Here is a 15,816-nt window from a genome sequence, read left to right as displayed (position 1 = left end):
AGTCCCTCGAGTCGCTTCGGTCTTACAGCAAATGGCAAAGTTCGCCATTCACAGTAAGCCCTCCAGCGCTTGTCGGGACTAAACGGACGCTTCCGCTTTTCTCTTATGCTTCAACCAGTTTTCTTCTCAATACCATTTGCAGGATACCACCATGGCGGTAGTAGTCTACTTCTACTTCAGAGTCGAAGCGCACAAGTGCGTCGAATTCTGTAACGGTACCGTCTTCAGCAGTTGCTGTTACTTTCAGGACGTCGCGTGGTTTCACGTCGTCAGTCAAGTTGACAGAAATGCTTTCGCGGCCAGTCAAGCCAAGTGAGTCAGCGTTTTGTCCGTTTACAAATTGCAACGGAAGAACACCCATCATCACAAGGTTTGAACGGTGAATACGCTCGTAGCTTTCAGCGATGACTGTTTTGATGCCTAGAAGGAATGTACCTTTGGCAGCCCAGTCACGTGAAGAGCCCATGCCGTAGTCTTTGCCGGCAAGAACAACAAGTCCTGTGCCGCGTTCCTGGTATTTCATCGCTGCATCGTAGATCGGCAGAGTTTCACCAGTTGGCCAGTACGTTGTGAAACCGCCTGTTGTGCCTGGTGCCACTTGGTTACGAATACGGATGTTTGCGAACGTTCCGCGCATCATCACTTCATGGTTACCACGGCGAGATCCGTAAGAGTTGAAGTTACGAGGTTCTACGCCTTTTTCACGCAAGTATTTCCCTGCCGGAGTATCTTTGCCGATTGCGCCAGCTGGTGAAATGTGGTCAGTTGTAATTGAATCTGCGAATTTAGCCACTACGCGCAAGTTATCCAGAGACTGGATCGCTTTTGGCTCAACAGAAAGTCCTTGGAAGAACGGCGGGTTCTGAATATACGTAGACTCTTCGTCAAATGCATATAAAGAATCGTCATTTGTTTCAATCGCATTCCAAGTTTGGTTTTCGTCAAACACGCGTGCATATTCTTTGCGGAACAATTCAGGTGTAACGGTGCTCTTCACGACTTCGTTGACTTCTTCCGTCGTTGGCCAGATGTCGCTCAAGAACACATTGTTGCCTTCTTTGTCTTGTCCGATTGGGTCGTTTTGAAGATCGATATCAACTGTTCCAGCCAGTGCATAAGCAACAACCAACGGCGGTGAAGCCAAGTAGTTCGCTTTTACAAGCGGGTGGATACGTCCTTCAAAGTTACGGTTACCGGAAAGTACAGAAGTTACCAATAGATCGCTGTCTAAAATCGCATCTTCGATTTCAGGAAGCATTGGGCCTGAGTTACCGATACATGTTGTACAGCCGTAACCTACCAAGTTGAAGCGGATTTGCTCCAAGTACTCAAGCAGGCCGCTTTGCTGCAAGTAGCCCGTAACAACTTTTGAACCTGGTGCCAAAGAAGTTTTTACGTAAGCCGGTGGCATTAGGCCTTTTTCAGCTGCTTTTTTCGCAACAAGTCCAGCGCCCAGCATTACGTATGGGTTAGAAGTGTTTGTACATGACGTGATCGCTGCAATGCCGATCGCACCAGTCTTCATAACCGCTGTTGAACCGTCTTTGAAGTTCACAGTCGCTGTTTTGTTGATTTCTTCTTCGCTAAGTGCGAAACCGTGCGGGCCTTCAGGAGCCGTTACCGCTTTGTTGAATTCTGTCTTCATTTCAGACAATGGAATCAAATCCTGCGGACGTTTAGGGCCTGACAAGTTTGGTTCGATTGTCGAAAGATCAAGTTCGATTGTGTCTGTGTAAACAGGATCTTTGTCTGCATCGAAGAACATGTCGTTGGCTTGCAAGTAAGCTTTGACAACTTCAATGTGGCTGTCTTCACGGCCAGTCAGGCGAAGGTAATCAAGCGCTTCTTCGTCAACCGGGAAGAATCCGCAAGTAGCGCCGTATTCAGGAGCCATGTTGGCAATTGTTGAACGGTCAGCAAGCGGCAATGTTGTAACACCAGCGCCGTAGAACTCAACGAATTTCCCAACTACGCCTTTTTGGCGGAGCACTTGAGTGATTTTCAGTGCCAAATCAGTAGCTGTTGCGCCGTTTGGCAATGCATTTGTCAATTTAACGCCGATAACTTCCGGAATTGGGAAGAATGAAGGTTGTCCCAGCATGCCCGCTTCCGCTTCGATACCGCCGACGCCCCATCCAAGTACACCAAGGCCGTTGATCATCGTTGTATGAGAATCCGTACCAACTAGTGTATCCGGGTAAGCTTCAAATGTTCCATCTTCGTTTGCGATGGCATGGACAACGCTTGCCAAGTACTCAAGGTTAACTTGGTGAACGATACCGGTTTCCGGTGGAACAGCACGGTAGTTGTCGTATGCTTTTTGAGCCCAGTTTAGGAACTGGTAGCGCTCTGCGTTGCGTTCAAATTCAAGTTTCGTGTTGATTTTCAACGATTCGTTAGAACCGTAGCTGTCTACTTGGACAGAGTGGTCAACAACAAGATCAACTGGTACATCCGGGTTAATTTTGTTCGGGTCTCCACCTAGTTCAGACATAGCTGAACGAAGTGCTGCCAAGTCAACGACAACCGGTACACCCGTGAAATCCTGAAGGATTACGCGTGACGGCTTGAATGGTACTTCTGCATCTTTGTTGGCGTTTTTGCCCCATTTTGCTAATTCTTCTACATGCTCGTCTTTGATGACATATCCGTCATGCTGACGCAATACGGATTCCAAAAGTACTTTAATTGAGTAAGGAAGGCGTGATACTTTCGCGATTCCTGCTTCTTCTAAAGCAGCTAAACGATAGTAGTTATACGTTTTGCCATTTAGCTCAAAAGAAGTACGGCTGTTGTGCAAACTGCTTTTTGCCATGATCATGTTCCTCCTTTAAATCTTTGAAAAGGCCGGGTAAGCGTCTTTTCTCCTCCTCCATCATATCGAAAAGAGAAGCATAAGTAAATTACATTAAATTTATACATTGTAATAAGTTTTATGAATTACCCAGTCTTTTCTGATTTGAGTTTGTCCAAGGTCTTTTCCAACTGCTTTAAATGCCGTTTCTCGTGAAGTCCGACAAATGGGAACCACTGGATAAGCGGTACCTTGCCGAAGACCGGATGGGGCATCGACTTATTTTCCAGCTCTTCAATCGTAGTCCCATCGTAAACGCGGTGCAAGAGCGCCCTTGAATCTTCCAGCCGTTTTTTCATCTCGGTAAGGGAAATATATTCCTCGGACGGCACGACGTGTTTCGGTGCGTCCACTTTCACCATGCGGCTGACAGTCAGCTGGATCGGTTTCTTGACTGCTTTTTCGCTTTTTTCGCTCTCCAACTGCCGGCCCACATTTTTAGCCACCATCCCTTCCATCAGGTAAAGGTGGTCGAGGATCTGTATCGGCGACCATTCATCCATGGACGGTTTCTTGTTCAGGACTTCGTCCGGCCAGCCTTCCACCGCTTGTAAAATAGCCTTCCTGATTTTAGCGTTCTCTTCTTTAAACATTGCAATCCCCCATCTGTGATATGGACTTCTATAGTAGGCATACCCTTATCGTATTTAAATAAAGCTTTCTTTTCGTGTAATTTTTCCTGTTTCTGGCGTATTCAGCCCCAAAAGGCTAAAAACCTGATAAAACCGCTGTTTTACAGGCTTTTCCCAAGGGAAAGTACGTTCTATTTTTCCGGATTAGTGGTATAATTAAGGATAATTATGGAGGAGGGGTGCTGCTTTATGCCTTATGGTTATGAAAAGTATCGGTTAGAAAATGGCATTAGTCCGAATACGGTTGTCCATGAAGTACAATTGATCCGCTCGCTGTTCGCTTATTTGCGAAAAACATATAAGAAACAAGTGGAACCCCATGAAATTCGTCCGATTGATATTCAAAAGTTTCTGCAGGAAGAATACGCGACCGGCATCAAGGACAGCACCTTGAACCGGAAACTGATTTATATTCGGCAATGGTTCGATTATATGTGGAGAATCGGCCGGATTCCGGTGGATTTTATGCCGAAATTTAAATTCAATCAAAAACTGGATTTGCGGCCATCTGATATCCATATCAATTACGAAGTTCTTTTGGAAAAGAAGGCGTCGGTGCTCGATTCCGACCAATTATCACTGACGGCGAAAATTCTTTTCCTCTTATATATGCGCGGGCTTCGCCTGCGTGACATGGCAGCCATCGAAGTGGAAGATTTTGTCGACCGCGGCGATGTGCTCGAGTTGACCGTTGAAAAGAAAGACGGCTATGTGGTCCATATCGAATTTACGGAAAAGGAAATTCCCGTGATGCTGGACGGCATTGAACGGGCGGTTTTCCGCAATACCCCTTACCTGTTGTCATCCAAAGTGAAAGACGAATACACCATGTTTAAAATGGGATCGCTGTCCGACTATACCGAATCGCTGTCCGCGTTTCTCGGCACGCCGATCCGTTCCGGGGACATCCGTTTTGCCTATGTCCATCATTTATACGCGGTTGAACACAAAAACCTGGAAGAAATCCAGGAAATCATGGGTGTCTCGCTCGACTCGGCTTCCCGGATGCTGAAAGATTCCCTGACCCGCTTGAAACGGGATTAACTTATTCCATTAAAATAACCTGCTCCCCGTTTGTATGCGGGAGCAGGTTATTTTAATGGCTGTTTCACATGAACACCTCAAAATCGATGGCAAAATTGATAATGAGCAAAGTATGAAGGACCACAAACCAGAAAGCCTGGCGGTTCAATTTCTCAGTGTTTTCATATACCATATTCTCATCTCCTTTTAAGGAGTATACAGAAAATTCTTTTTCTTTGCAATAATGAATATCTCTTTTTTTAAAAGTTTAATTGTGATTAGATTAAGAGGATAAAAGATTAGGAGGCAGACAGATGAAAAAAGCGTTATTAGTAGTAGATTATACAGTCGATTTCGTGGCGGATGACGGGGCCTTGACCTGCGGAAAGCCCGGCCAGGCCATTGAAGAAAAGATTTGCTCGTTGACGGAGGAGTTTATACAAGCCGGAGACTACGTCGTTTTTCCAGTTGATCTCCATGAAGTCAACAACGACTTCCACCCCGAATCCAAACTCTTCCCGGACCACAATATCCGAGGCACAGCCGGCAGAAATTTGTATGGCCGCCTTTCAGAGGTGTATGAACAGCATCAAGACCGCATTGTCTGGATGGACAAAACCCGTTACAGTGCATTTGCCGGAACCAATCTGGAAATTCTGCTGCGTGAAAGAGGCATCGAAGAAGTTCACATTGTGGGCGTCTGCACCGACATTTGTGTATTGCATACGGCTGTCGAAGCTTATAACAAAGGATTCAATATTGTGATTCACCAAGACGCGGTTGCAAGTTTCAACCCGGTTGGCCATGAATGGGCGCTCGGCCATTTCCAAAACACGCTTGGCGCCGAAGTGCGCTGAATACGACGCCGAATTTCTGATTGGATTTACCAGTACCTTTAATTTTTTCATGCCTGCAGCCTTCTTTCTTACTGCGGCGGAGGGCTTGCAAAAATGGGCGTTTTAAAAATTATTTTCAACTCCATGTTTCAAAAGTCATGATTAAGGTTATATCTAGAGTGTAGCACTTATTCATTATTAAAAAAGGAGTTGGACAGAATGAGTTTCTTACTATTCTTGATTATGGGTGGCATCATCGGTTGGCTAGCAGGTCTAATCCTTGGTAAAGACATCCCGGGCGGCATTATTGGTAACATTATTGCAGGTATCGTTGGTGCTTGGCTAGGTAGCTTATTACTAGGCGATTGGGGTCCAGAAATTTGGGGCGTTTATCTAATCCCTGCATTGATTGGTGCTTTGGTATTAGTATTTGTCTTAAGCCTAATTCTTGGATCTATGCGTAAAGGCAGAACAAGAAGAACTTAATAAGCCAATAAAAAAAGAGATCCCGTTATGGGGTCTCTTTTTTATTGGTCCGGAAATTGCTCTTCATACAGATGGTAATAATGCAAAACGTCTTCTACGTATTGGTCGCTGTGGTTATACTGGAAAATAGCTTTCTCCAGTTTCCCGTCAGCTGCCCCGTTCTTCGACAAGTAATTTGCCGCACTGTACAGGGCATCCATCAAATTATACGGATCGGCCACTCCGTCTCCATCTCCGTCAAGTCCATATCCTCCGTATTTTGCAATCACGGCCGGATCGGTCTTTTCTTTTTCCGGAATTTCGCCTTGGCCTTTTCCGGAACACGTTGGATGGGTCCAGCCGACAAACGTGCACGGCATAAACTGAAGATGCCCTTCTGCCCCAACCGGCGAAAGCAAAGGATCCATCGTTGAAAACTTCGTTTCAATGCGGTGATGTGCAGCAAGCAAAGTCCATGGAATGCCGAATGCATCTGCAGCCTCTTGATAAAGCGGAATGTTTTCTTCAGGCAATTCGATTTCAAATAATTGTTGTGGCGCTTCTTTTAATGTATTCGCGACCGACACTGGATTAAACATATGAAAAACCACGACAAACAGCGTGGTCAGCACAATAACAGCTGGAAACAGGATAATTAAAAACCACAATTTCAAACGGACGCTCCGCTTGAGCTTTCTTTTTTTCTTCATTCTTCCCACACCTAAATGTCCATTTTCCCCAGTTTACCACAGTTTACCTTACTTATCTGTATCGTTCTCCTGTTCAAAAAGGACGAATTCGAATTGTTTTATGCGAATCATGTGTAAAACCATCCGGCCTTTCTCTATACTGAAGTTTAGGAGGTGTTCGTATGTGGGAAGATTTTAAGAAATTTGCTTTAAAAGGAAATGTATTGGACTTGGCGATTGCAGTCGTTATTGGAGCTGCATTCGGGAAAATCGTTTCCTCATTGGTGGAAGACATCATCATGCCGGCAGTCGGAATTTTGCTTGGCGGTTTTAGCGTGGAAGATTGGACTTATACATTCCAAGGGGCAGAGTTGCGGTACGGTATATTTGCACAATCCGTGATCGACTTTTTCATCGTTGCTTTTTCGATATTCCTTGTTATTCGCATTTTCACGAAACTGAAACGCAAAAAAGATGTGCCTGCTGAAGAAGAGCCCGCAGTGCTCGATAAAAAAGAAGAGCTGCTGATTGAAATCCGCGATTTATTAGCAAAAGAAAAAACCGGTCTATGACCGGTTTTTATTTTTGGATCAATTCTTTTAAGTCGCCGGCAATCTCGTCTACCGGAACATCCGTATAGCCATCGTAATTATTGGCGACGGCCCCTTCTGCATCCATCAAATAAAACGTAGTGCCGTGGACCACTTGATCGCTGTTCGGATCGTTTTTGACCAGCGCCTTGAAATTGTCAACGGCATAATCTGCAATTTCTTCTTGGCTGTACCCCGTCAGCAAATGCCATTTCGACTCATCAGGCACGGAAAAATTGCCCAAGTACGCTTGCATTTTCTCCGGTGTATCTTCTTCGGGATCGACACTGAACGCTACAATTTTATAATCTTCGATGCCTTCTTCCACAAGCTTTTCCTGAATGCTGGCCATGTTAAACGTCATCGGCGGGCAGACCGTCTCACAATTGGTGAAGACAAAAGTGGCAAGCCATGGCTTCCCTTTTAAGCTATCTAGGGAAACTTGCTCCCCTCTATGATCAGTATAGGAAAAATCCTCAATTGATTGATTGCCGCAGGCTGAAAGAATCAGGATCAGCCCCATCAGGAGGGCAATTCGCAGATGTCTCATGATGCATTCCTCCATTCATCCATAACCTTAATCATAGCGAATGCCCTCGGCCAATTCAACTGAACCTCTTCCTTCTTTGTCACAAATCTGTGAAGTCAGGAAAGCTTTAATGTCACCAGTGCATCGTGTATCGCCACTAGCTTCGCTTCCACCCGGTGCATCAAGTAAAAAGATACAAAAATCGGGAAGCCCACTTCTTGGATCAACCGCATCCACTCATCCATTTTTCCACCTCGCTTCTATTCAAAAAGGCTCCCCCGAATCAGGAGAGCCCGCTTGTTAAACTTCGTAATCGACGACGTTGCGTTCCACGATGCGGGCGCCTTTGGCGGCAGCAAAACGTGAACCTTCCACTTCAAAAATGTTTTGTGCAATGATTGTCTGCATGCCCGCCTGAAGTTCAAGCGAAGTGACGTTCTCGCGCGGATCCTCTACCGACAGTGTGACTTCTTTGCCCGCTGCTGTAGCAAAGATCAGTTCCAATGTTTTTGCCATTCGTTAATCCCCCTTTGTCATTATGCGTAAATGTTGAGTCCGGACTGTTTTTCCAGGAACATCAGCTCTTTCGTGCCAAAGCCTGTCAACACGATGGCTACGGCGTGGATTGCGTCAGCCGCAGCTGTTTCCGTTACGTTGTGGTACGCTTTTACTTTTTTCTTCGTCTTGCCTTTGTCGTCCAATCCGTTGTCGTATGTGCACCGAATGCTTGCACTTTTAAATTCGCTTGCTGCCATGTCGATCACCTCCTTTCATTCGCTATATAGACACAAATCAAAAAAAGAGATACCTTTTGGATGAATTTTTACGAAAATCCTTCTATAATAGATGAAGGTACGAATAAACGAGGTGAACAAAGTGGCACTTGAAGGCTGGTTTTTATGGTTTATCCTGTTCTGGGTCGTGGTATTGGTCGGCTTGTTTGCTATCGGCGGCTATTTCATGTTCCGGAAATTTTTAAAGTCGATGCCTAAAAAAGACGGCTTATCGGATTTGAACTGGGAAGAGTATTACGTGGATAAAACCATCCACTTATGGGGTACGGAAGAAAAAGCAATGCTGAACGAATTGGTGCAGCCGGTTCCAGACTTGTTCCGCCCTGTGGCTAAGCAAAAAATCGCTGGCAGAATCGGCCAGATTTTGTTGGAAGAAAAAGTGAAGAAAATGAAGCTCGAACACATTATCCGGGGATATATCATTGCGACGCCAAAACGCGACCATAAATTCCTACGGAAAAAGTTGGCGGAAATGAAAATCGACATTTCGCCGTACGAGCAATATTTCGAGAAATAACAAACGCCATTCCTTTTGAAGGAATGGCGTTTTTCTTGCTTTCTGCGCTATATTGCAACAGATTCGATTAAAAAAGCGCAGCCCTCAATTAGGGACTGCGCTTTCCAGTTTTCCCTGCAATTTTTTATACTGCAGGTACATGGCAAGACGCCATGGAACAATCATGCCAAAAGCCAGAATCCAGAACATGCCGCCCAGTTCCCCGATATCAATCGTAGAACTTAACACGACTTTGCCGATCACCCGGATCAGCAATAAGCCGATCAGGATAAAAACAAAGGCTTTCGATTGCTTTAAGTAAATGTCGCCATCGCGGATTTCAAACTTGGACGACCAAATCAGCACCGTGGAAAACAAAGCACCGACGAGCAATGCTTCACCTATCTGGATAGGCGCGACACGGAAAAACGGGAATACGAACATCAAAGCCCCCGTTGACATAAAAAGTGGAGGCAAAATGATTTTTTTAGCCGATGCCGGTTTTTTAGCCGATTTGCTGCGGACAATCATCGCCATAATCCCCATGCCGAGCGCTCCAATAGTGGTCACCACCAGCATGATTTCGGGAGGAACCATTTCCAAAAACTCAAACATGTCGGTCAACTCCGAAGCTCCGTATTTTCAGGCCATTTTCTTCTATTATAAATCTAGTACTCATGCTTCCACCTGCTTCATCATTAGAATCCTTGGAAATCGCCGAAAACCGGGCTCAAAATACGGATCAGGTACGTCATGCCATCAAAGAACAGAAGTACACCGACAGCTATCATAACATAGCCGCCAACAGTCATGATCTTTTGGCTGTTGCGGCGCAGCCATCCCGTCTGTGCCACAAAGAATGACAAGACGAAGAACGGTATCGCAAAGCCGAGAATATAAGCGACCATATACCAGACGCCAGACCCCGGGTTCGTTGCAGCAAGCGCATAAATAGCTGCTGTAATTGGACCGGTACACGGCGTCCATCCTGCGGCAAAAGCCAATCCGATAACGAATGTTCCGAGGAAGCCGGAAGGACGGTTTTTAAACGATACTTTCCGGTCTTGCATCAAGAACTTCGGCGTAAACACACCGACAATCATCAAGCCGAACAAGACGATAAAAATAGCGCCAACTTGGCGGATCAGTTCATCATACCGGACAAACCATTCGTAAAAGAAAGAAGTGCTGAATCCGAGTGCAATAAAAATGGTTGAAAATCCTAACAAGAAAAATAAAGTGTGGTACATGCCGCGTTTGCGCATGACCTTTTTGTCGTTTTTGAGTTCATCTATCGACATCCCGGTTATATACGATAAAAATGCCGGATACAACGGCAGCGTACAGGGCGAAATAAAACTCAAAAATCCCGCACCAAATGCGAGAAACAAATTGATATCACTGGCCACAATTGTCACCCTTTCACTATGCTCTCCCTATCTTACCAAATTTGCCTTTACATGACCGCCTCTTTGCCTGTGACATCTTTGTGGACAATGAAAACCGATGGGATATTTCGAGCGCCATTGCCAGTTTTTTGCTAAATAGTTGGCCGTTGGTTGTTTAAGCGTATTTGTTTTTCATCATATCACCTTTTGGTCGCTTTTATGTAATCTTGTTTTTCTTCTTGTTGCTTGTTTTGATTTTTTATACGTTTCCCTTATGTAGCTTTCTACATGTATTAAGAAAAAAGTGCTTTTCATTTTAACTATGAATTTTTTCACCTTTATGCCTTTTTAATTTTCCCTTTTGTAGTTTTCTACATTTATTAAAGATTTCAGGCTGTTATTCAGAAAAAAAAAGAACGGCCAAAGCCGTTCCCTTCTTTTATTCTACAATGCCGTTTTGAAGCAAGTACATTTTGTGATACAGTCCGCGTTTCGCCAGCAATTCCTGATGGGTGCCGCGTTCAACAATTTCGCCGTGGTGCAGCACCAAAATCAGTTCCGCATCCTGGATCGTGCTGAGGCGGTGCGCAATCGCGATTGTCGTCCGCCCTTGACGCATCCGCTCAAGCCCGACCTGGATTGCCACTTCCGTCTCCGTATCGATGTTGGCTGTCGCTTCATCGAGCACCAGTATTTTCGGATCAGTGGCCATTGTCCGCGCAAATGCAACGAGTTGGCGTTGCCCGCTTGAAAAAGTGGATCCGCGTTCCGTCACCTGCTGCCCGTAGCCTTTTGGCAATTCGTTGATAAATCGGTCAGCCTGCACGAACTGTGCTGCAGCTTGGACTGTCTGATCCGGCATGCTGCGGTTGTGCAATCGGATATTGCTGTCAATCGTGCCATAAAACAGGAATGGGTCCTGCAGCACGAGCCCCATTTTGCTGCGCAGCTCTTTTCCCGGATATGCTTTTACCGACTGCCCATCAATCAGGATATCGCCTCGTTCAAATTCGTAAAACCGCATCAGCAAATTGATGATGGAACTTTTTCCGCTTCCCGTATGGCCGACAAGCGCCACGGTTTCCCCCGGCATTGCGGTGAAACTGATGTTTTTCAATACATCGGCTTTGCCGTCATACGAAAAGCTGACATTGCGAAATTCGATTTTTCCGTCAGCAATCTCGCCGCCTGCCCCGTCTTGCGCCGGTGCCAAATCGTCTTCATCGAGCAATTCAAAAACGCGGGAAGCTGAAACAATGGCCTGCTGGAAAATCGACAACCGCTCCATGACCTGGTTGACCGGTTCAAAAAATCGGTTGATGTACGCCACAAAGGCATACAGGACCCCCACTTCTACCGTATTTGTAAATGATGTCACGCCAAAATAGCTGAGTAAAAGGATCAGTGCCAATGCATACACCAAGTCAATCGCCGGATGCAGCAGCAAGCCGTCCAATTTGATGTTGCGCTTGCCCGCCTGCCAATGTTTTTCGTTGATTTCATTGAATTCATCCTGCAGCCGTGCTTCCTGTCCGAATGCCTGGACCATGCCCATTCCCTGCAGCGATTCGGACAATTTGGCATTCAGCTGCCCGAGCCGCTCACGCAGATCCTGATAGAATTCCGAACTGTATTTGCGGTATAAATACATGATCCATACAAGAATCGGCAGCACCAGCAGGGTGATGAGCGCGAGCCGGACATTCAGGAAGAACATCGCGATATAAACGCCGAATATCAAAAAGATGCTTTGCACAAAGCCGATCAGTACACTGACGAACATTTCCTTGATGGCTTCGGTGTCATTGGTGACGCGTGACACCATGCTGCCGGCAGGAGTCCGGTCGAAATAGCGCATCCCCAGATTTTGGACTTTCGTAAAAACATCGATGCGCAGCTGCTGAATGATTTTCAATGCCGCTTCCTGGAATTTCAGCAGCTGGAAATAGCTGATGACGACATTGGAAACCTGGATGAAAAAGTAGCCGAGCGCGAGCCCGGCAACCGGGCCGGTTGGAAACGAGCCGGGCGTCAAGTAATCGTCGATAAACGTCTTGATCAGCACCGGCCCTAGCACATCGCCAATGACGGTCAGCACCAAGAGGAGCATGGCGACTGCCAGCATTTTCTTATGCGGCGCCAAATACTTCAATAAGCGTTTGAAGACAAGCCACTGGTCTTTGCCGGTCAATTCGTTCGGTTTTTCCATTACGCCTCGCCTCCTTGTTCGACGAGCGCTTCCAATTGCTGCAGCTCATACATTTCGTAATAACGCCCTTTTTTCTTCATCAATTGGTCATGGGTCCCGATTTCAGCGACTGTGCCTTCATGCATGACAAGGATCTGATGCGCATGCTGAATTGCGCTCAAGCGGTGGGACGTGATGATTGTTGTCGCGCCGGTCCGCGTTTTTTTCAAAGATGAAAGAATCGCTTCTTCCGTTTTGGCATCGACCGCTGACAAGGAATCGTCCAAAATCAGCAGTTCCGGCTGCATCATCAAGGCACGCGCAATGGAAATCCGCTGTTTCTGGCCGCCTGACAGCGACACGCCGCGCTCTCCGACAATCGTGCTATAGCCTTCCGTAAAATTCAGGATATCATTGTGGATATGGGCAAGCTTCGCCGCCTCGTGCACTTCTTCCATGGCGGCATCCGGCCGGGCAAAAGCGATGTTCCCGGCCACTGTGGTGGAGAACAGGAAATGGTCCTGCGGCACATAGCCGATCGCTTTTCGCAGCTGCTGTTTTTTGTAGTCGTTGACCGAAATGCCGCCAAACGTAATGTCGCCGACGTAATGGTCGAATTCACGCAGCAGCAGGCGCAAAATTGCTGATTTTCCGGAACCGGTCTTTCCGACAATTCCGAGCGTCTCCCCGCGGCGCAAGGTGAAATAAACATCCCGCAGCGCCGCCCGGTCGTCGCCGGTGAATTGGAATTGTTCAAGTGAAAAGACGATATCCCCTGCCGGGCGCACGTCAACGGCGTCTTCCCGGTCACCGATATCGACCGGTTCTGCAAGCAAACGGCGGATCCGGTCATAAGAAGCGCGCCCGCGTTCGACGATATTGAAAAGCCAGCCGAAAGCAAGCATCGGCCAAACCAATAAGCCAAGGTAAGTCGTGAAAGCCACCATGTCGCCGATGGTCATTTCGCCATTCACTACAAAATACGTGCCAAATCCGAGCGCCAGAAAATAACAGACGCCAATAATCGCCGAAATGGTCGGATCGAACAGCGAATCGACACGGGCCACACGGATGTTTTCATCAACTACACGGTGGGACAATCTTTTGAAGTCGTCAATGTCCTGCTCCTCCTGCCCAAATGTCTTGATCACTTTCATGCCGGAAATGCTTTCCTGCGTCTTGTCATTGAGGCTTGAAAAGGCTTCTTGCGCCCCATGGAAGCGTTCGTGCAGCAGCTTGCCGTAATAATTGGTCATATACGCCATCAGCGGCATCGGCAGCAGCACGATCAATGTCAATTTCCAGCTGACGGTAAGGGCCATCGCGGCAATAACAAAGCCGCCCGTCGCAATCGAATCGACCAGCGTCAAAACGCCGATGCCGGCTGTCTGCTGCACCGCCTGCAAATCGTTCGTGGCATGTGCCATCAAATCGCCGACCCGCCGCTTTTGGTAAAACGCCGGCGACATCTGGGTGAAATGGGTGAACAGCCGCTCACGCAAATTCCGTGCCAGCAGGATTGATGAACCGAAGATCATCAATCGCCAGGCATAGCGGAGCGCATACATCAAAAGCGCCGAGGCGCCGAGGATCCCCAGCCACTTCACCAAAAATGCGGGCGTCAAGGTGCTCCGTCCGATTTCGTCCACAACAAACCCGATAATGCGCGGCGGCAGTACCCCGAGAAATGCCACAAACAAAAGCAGGATGACTCCGGTTATGTATTGCTTTTTTCTTTCCTTGAAAAACCAGCCCAACTCCCAAAAAACGCGCATCTTCTTTTCCCCTTGCTTTATGAAATATATGTATGAATGGATTCTTTTTTTATTTTACCAAGCTTATTTATGGAAAGATAGAAAATAATTCGAGTTTTGAAATAAATTGAGCAGGCGTCAGTCTTCCAGTTCTTCAAAGCTGCCGTCTGCATTATGGCCGCCGATCAGACGGGCGCGTTCGCGTGCCGTGCCGGCTTCTGTATAGGAAACCGCCCGCAAGACGGCGGTCGGCCCGTATTTTGAACGCAGCTGGTCCATCGCTTCTCCGAGTTTGCGCGTCTGCCATTTGCGCTGTTCAAACAAGCTCAACTGCATCGACGTTTCGTCTTCAAGTTTTGTCAATGTAATGGCGAGCCTTCTTGCCGGGCGGCCGTCATAAAACTCCTCCAACAGCTCTTTGCAAACCGCATAGATTTTCAATGTCTCATTGGTCGCTTCATCAATGGTGCGGGCCCGGTGGAAACCGCCGCCGAATGCTTTTTTGCTGTAACCGACCGAAAGCGTTACCGTCCGCCCCGCTTTTCCCGCCGTGCGCGCCCGTCTAGCTACATCTTCTGCCATTTCAAGGACCACCGTCAAAATATCCCCGGCGGTTGTATAATCGCGATATAGAATCTGCCCTTTTCCGTAACTCACTTGCCCTTCAATGATCGGCGGGCCAAGTTCGGACAAATCGATGCCCCAGGCATGGTGGTACAATTGGTTGCCGAGTATCCCAAAACTGGCTTCAAGCTGCGCCAAGTCCGTATGCGCCAAGTCGCCGACAGAAAAAATGCCCATGCCGTTCAATGTGGCTTCAAGCCGTGAACCGATTCCCCACATTTTGCTGAGCGGTGCGACCGGCCACAATTTTTCCGGTACGTCTTTAAAATCCCATTTCACGAACCCTTTGTTTTTGGCTTCCAAATCAAGCGCCAATTTCGCCATCAGCATATTCGGGCCCATGCCGATTGCGGAAGGCAAACAGAACTGGCGGATGATATCGTCCTGGATGCGGGCAATCAAGTGCTCCGGCGTCCCCCATAATTTTTGGGTGCCGCTTAAATCGACAAAACTTTCATCAACACTGTACACATGGATCGCTTCAGTCGGTACGTATTCTTTCAACAAACGCGTGATTTCCATCGACACGTCCAGAAAAAAGCCCATTTTCGGCTCGATTTTCATAATGCGCGGATCGTCCGGAATTTCGAAGAGCCGGGTCCCGGTCCGTACGCCGAATTCTTTTTTCAGCACCGGCGAGGCGGCCAACACCACACTGCCGCGCCGCTCCTGGTTGCCGACGACGGCAATGCAGGCGGTCAATGGATCAAGGCCGAGGTCAATCGCAGTGCAGCTGGCGTAGAAACTTCGCATGTCGAGGCAAATGATCGGCCTTGTGTCCAATCCTTCATACATGCCTTTCGCCTCCTTTTTTTCTCTCTTCCTTAAGCATATAGGAACACTTGTTCTTAATCAATAACCGTTTTTGGCGGAACTCAAACCCGCCATGGTGGGTTCGGCAGGCACAAGGCAACGTAAAAAAACGGCTGGCCTTTGCAAACAGGCAAACCGTTT

General features: G+C 47.3%; 17 protein-coding genes. 5 read left to right on the top strand and 12 right to left on the bottom strand.

Going from position 1 to position 15,816, the window contains the following annotated elements; genetic code table 11:
* Positions 1–103: 103 nt before the first annotated feature.
* Complete coding sequence (gene acnA, locus QWY22_RS08825; RefSeq protein ID WP_300984045.1) at positions 104–2,815, bottom strand: aconitate hydratase AcnA; 2,712 nt, start codon at positions 2,813–2,815, stop codon at positions 104–106.
* A 125-nt stretch (positions 2,816–2,940) separates the two neighbouring features.
* A complete protein-coding gene (locus QWY22_RS08820) occupies positions 2,941–3,447 on the bottom strand; it encodes a DinB family protein (RefSeq protein ID WP_300984043.1) in 507 nt (168 codons plus the stop codon).
* A gap of 228 nt (positions 3,448–3,675) precedes the next feature.
* Here QWY22_RS08820 and QWY22_RS08815 point away from each other — a divergent pair, with 228 nt between their 5' ends.
* The 3 genes from QWY22_RS08815 (at position 3,676) to QWY22_RS08805 (ending at position 5,831) form a co-directional block, all read left to right on the top strand.
* A complete protein-coding gene (locus QWY22_RS08815) occupies positions 3,676–4,530 on the top strand; it encodes a site-specific integrase (RefSeq protein WP_300984041.1) in 855 nt (284 codons plus the stop codon).
* A 293-nt stretch (positions 4,531–4,823) separates the two neighbouring features.
* Positions 4,824–5,366 (top strand): cysteine hydrolase family protein, encoded by a 543-nt coding sequence (locus QWY22_RS08810; RefSeq protein ID WP_300984040.1) that lies wholly within the window; start codon positions 4,824–4,826, stop codon positions 5,364–5,366.
* Positions 5,367–5,564: 198 nt separating this feature from the next.
* Positions 5,565–5,831: a GlsB/YeaQ/YmgE family stress response membrane protein gene (locus tag QWY22_RS08805; RefSeq protein ID WP_036809143.1), complete on the top strand. Its 267-nt coding sequence runs from the start codon at positions 5,565–5,567 to the stop codon at positions 5,829–5,831.
* A gap of 41 nt (positions 5,832–5,872) precedes the next feature.
* Here the strand turns inward: QWY22_RS08805 and QWY22_RS08800 are convergent, their stop codons facing one another.
* Entirely contained in the window at positions 5,873–6,520 is a 648-nt protein-coding gene (locus QWY22_RS08800) for a lytic transglycosylase domain-containing protein (protein ID WP_300984038.1), read from the bottom strand.
* A gap of 161 nt (positions 6,521–6,681) precedes the next feature.
* Between QWY22_RS08800 and mscL the strand changes: the two genes are divergently transcribed.
* Positions 6,682–7,071 carry a large conductance mechanosensitive channel protein MscL gene (gene mscL / locus QWY22_RS08795; protein ID WP_300984037.1) on the top strand — a complete coding sequence of 130 codons (390 nt, stop codon included), beginning with the start codon at positions 6,682–6,684 and terminating at the stop codon, positions 7,069–7,071.
* 7 nt (positions 7,072–7,078) lie between these two features.
* Here the strand turns inward: mscL and QWY22_RS08790 are convergent, their stop codons facing one another.
* From QWY22_RS08790 to QWY22_RS08775, 4 genes are all read right to left on the bottom strand, one after another.
* Positions 7,079–7,639, bottom strand: a complete 561-nt coding sequence (locus QWY22_RS08790) for an SCO family protein (protein WP_300984036.1) — start codon at positions 7,637–7,639, stop codon at positions 7,079–7,081.
* A gap of 95 nt (positions 7,640–7,734) precedes the next feature.
* Positions 7,735–7,863: a YvrJ family protein gene (locus tag QWY22_RS08785; protein ID WP_074511431.1), complete on the bottom strand. Its 129-nt coding sequence runs from the start codon at positions 7,861–7,863 to the stop codon at positions 7,735–7,737.
* A 55-nt stretch (positions 7,864–7,918) separates the two neighbouring features.
* Entirely contained in the window at positions 7,919–8,134 is a 216-nt protein-coding gene (locus QWY22_RS08780) for a DUF2922 domain-containing protein (RefSeq protein WP_300984035.1), read from the bottom strand.
* Positions 8,135–8,154: 20 nt separating this feature from the next.
* Positions 8,155–8,373, bottom strand: coding sequence for a DUF1659 domain-containing protein (locus QWY22_RS08775; RefSeq protein WP_036809158.1), 219 nt, complete (start codon positions 8,371–8,373; stop codon positions 8,155–8,157).
* Positions 8,374–8,494: 121 nt separating this feature from the next.
* Here QWY22_RS08775 and QWY22_RS08770 point away from each other — a divergent pair, with 121 nt between their 5' ends.
* Entirely contained in the window at positions 8,495–8,929 is a 435-nt protein-coding gene (locus QWY22_RS08770) for a DUF2621 family protein (RefSeq protein ID WP_074511469.1), read from the top strand.
* 84 nt (positions 8,930–9,013) lie between these two features.
* Here QWY22_RS08770 and QWY22_RS08765 read toward each other — a convergent pair whose 3' ends face one another.
* The 5 genes from QWY22_RS08765 to QWY22_RS08745 form a co-directional block, all read right to left on the bottom strand.
* Positions 9,014–9,523 carry a CcdC family protein gene (locus tag QWY22_RS08765; RefSeq protein WP_300984034.1) on the bottom strand — a complete coding sequence of 170 codons (510 nt, stop codon included), beginning with the start codon at positions 9,521–9,523 and terminating at the stop codon, positions 9,014–9,016.
* 83 nt (positions 9,524–9,606) lie between these two features.
* Complete coding sequence (locus tag QWY22_RS08760) at positions 9,607–10,317, bottom strand: cytochrome c biogenesis CcdA family protein (protein ID WP_300984033.1); 711 nt, start codon at positions 10,315–10,317, stop codon at positions 9,607–9,609.
* Between the two features lie 418 nt (positions 10,318–10,735).
* Positions 10,736–12,505, bottom strand: a complete 1,770-nt coding sequence (locus tag QWY22_RS08755; RefSeq protein ID WP_300984032.1) for an ABC transporter ATP-binding protein — start codon at positions 12,503–12,505, stop codon at positions 10,736–10,738.
* The gene (locus tag QWY22_RS08750; RefSeq protein ID WP_300984031.1) at positions 12,505–14,259 is read right to left on the bottom strand and encodes an ABC transporter transmembrane domain-containing protein; all 1,755 of its coding nucleotides are present in this window, start codon (positions 14,257–14,259) and stop codon (positions 12,505–12,507) included. Before QWY22_RS08750 ends, QWY22_RS08755 begins: the two co-directional genes overlap by 1 nt.
* Before the next feature lie 117 nt (positions 14,260–14,376).
* Positions 14,377–15,657, bottom strand: coding sequence for a Y-family DNA polymerase (locus tag QWY22_RS08745; protein ID WP_300984030.1), 1,281 nt, complete (start codon positions 15,655–15,657; stop codon positions 14,377–14,379).
* Positions 15,658–15,816: the final 159 nt, after the last annotated feature.

The sequence above is a fragment of the Planococcus liqunii genome (assembly GCF_030413595.1).
Lineage (GTDB): Bacteria > Bacillota > Bacilli > Bacillales_A > Planococcaceae > Planococcus > Planococcus liqunii.
The sequence above is the reverse complement of the archived record's forward strand: the minus strand, read 5'-3'. Positions and strand labels throughout refer to the sequence as shown.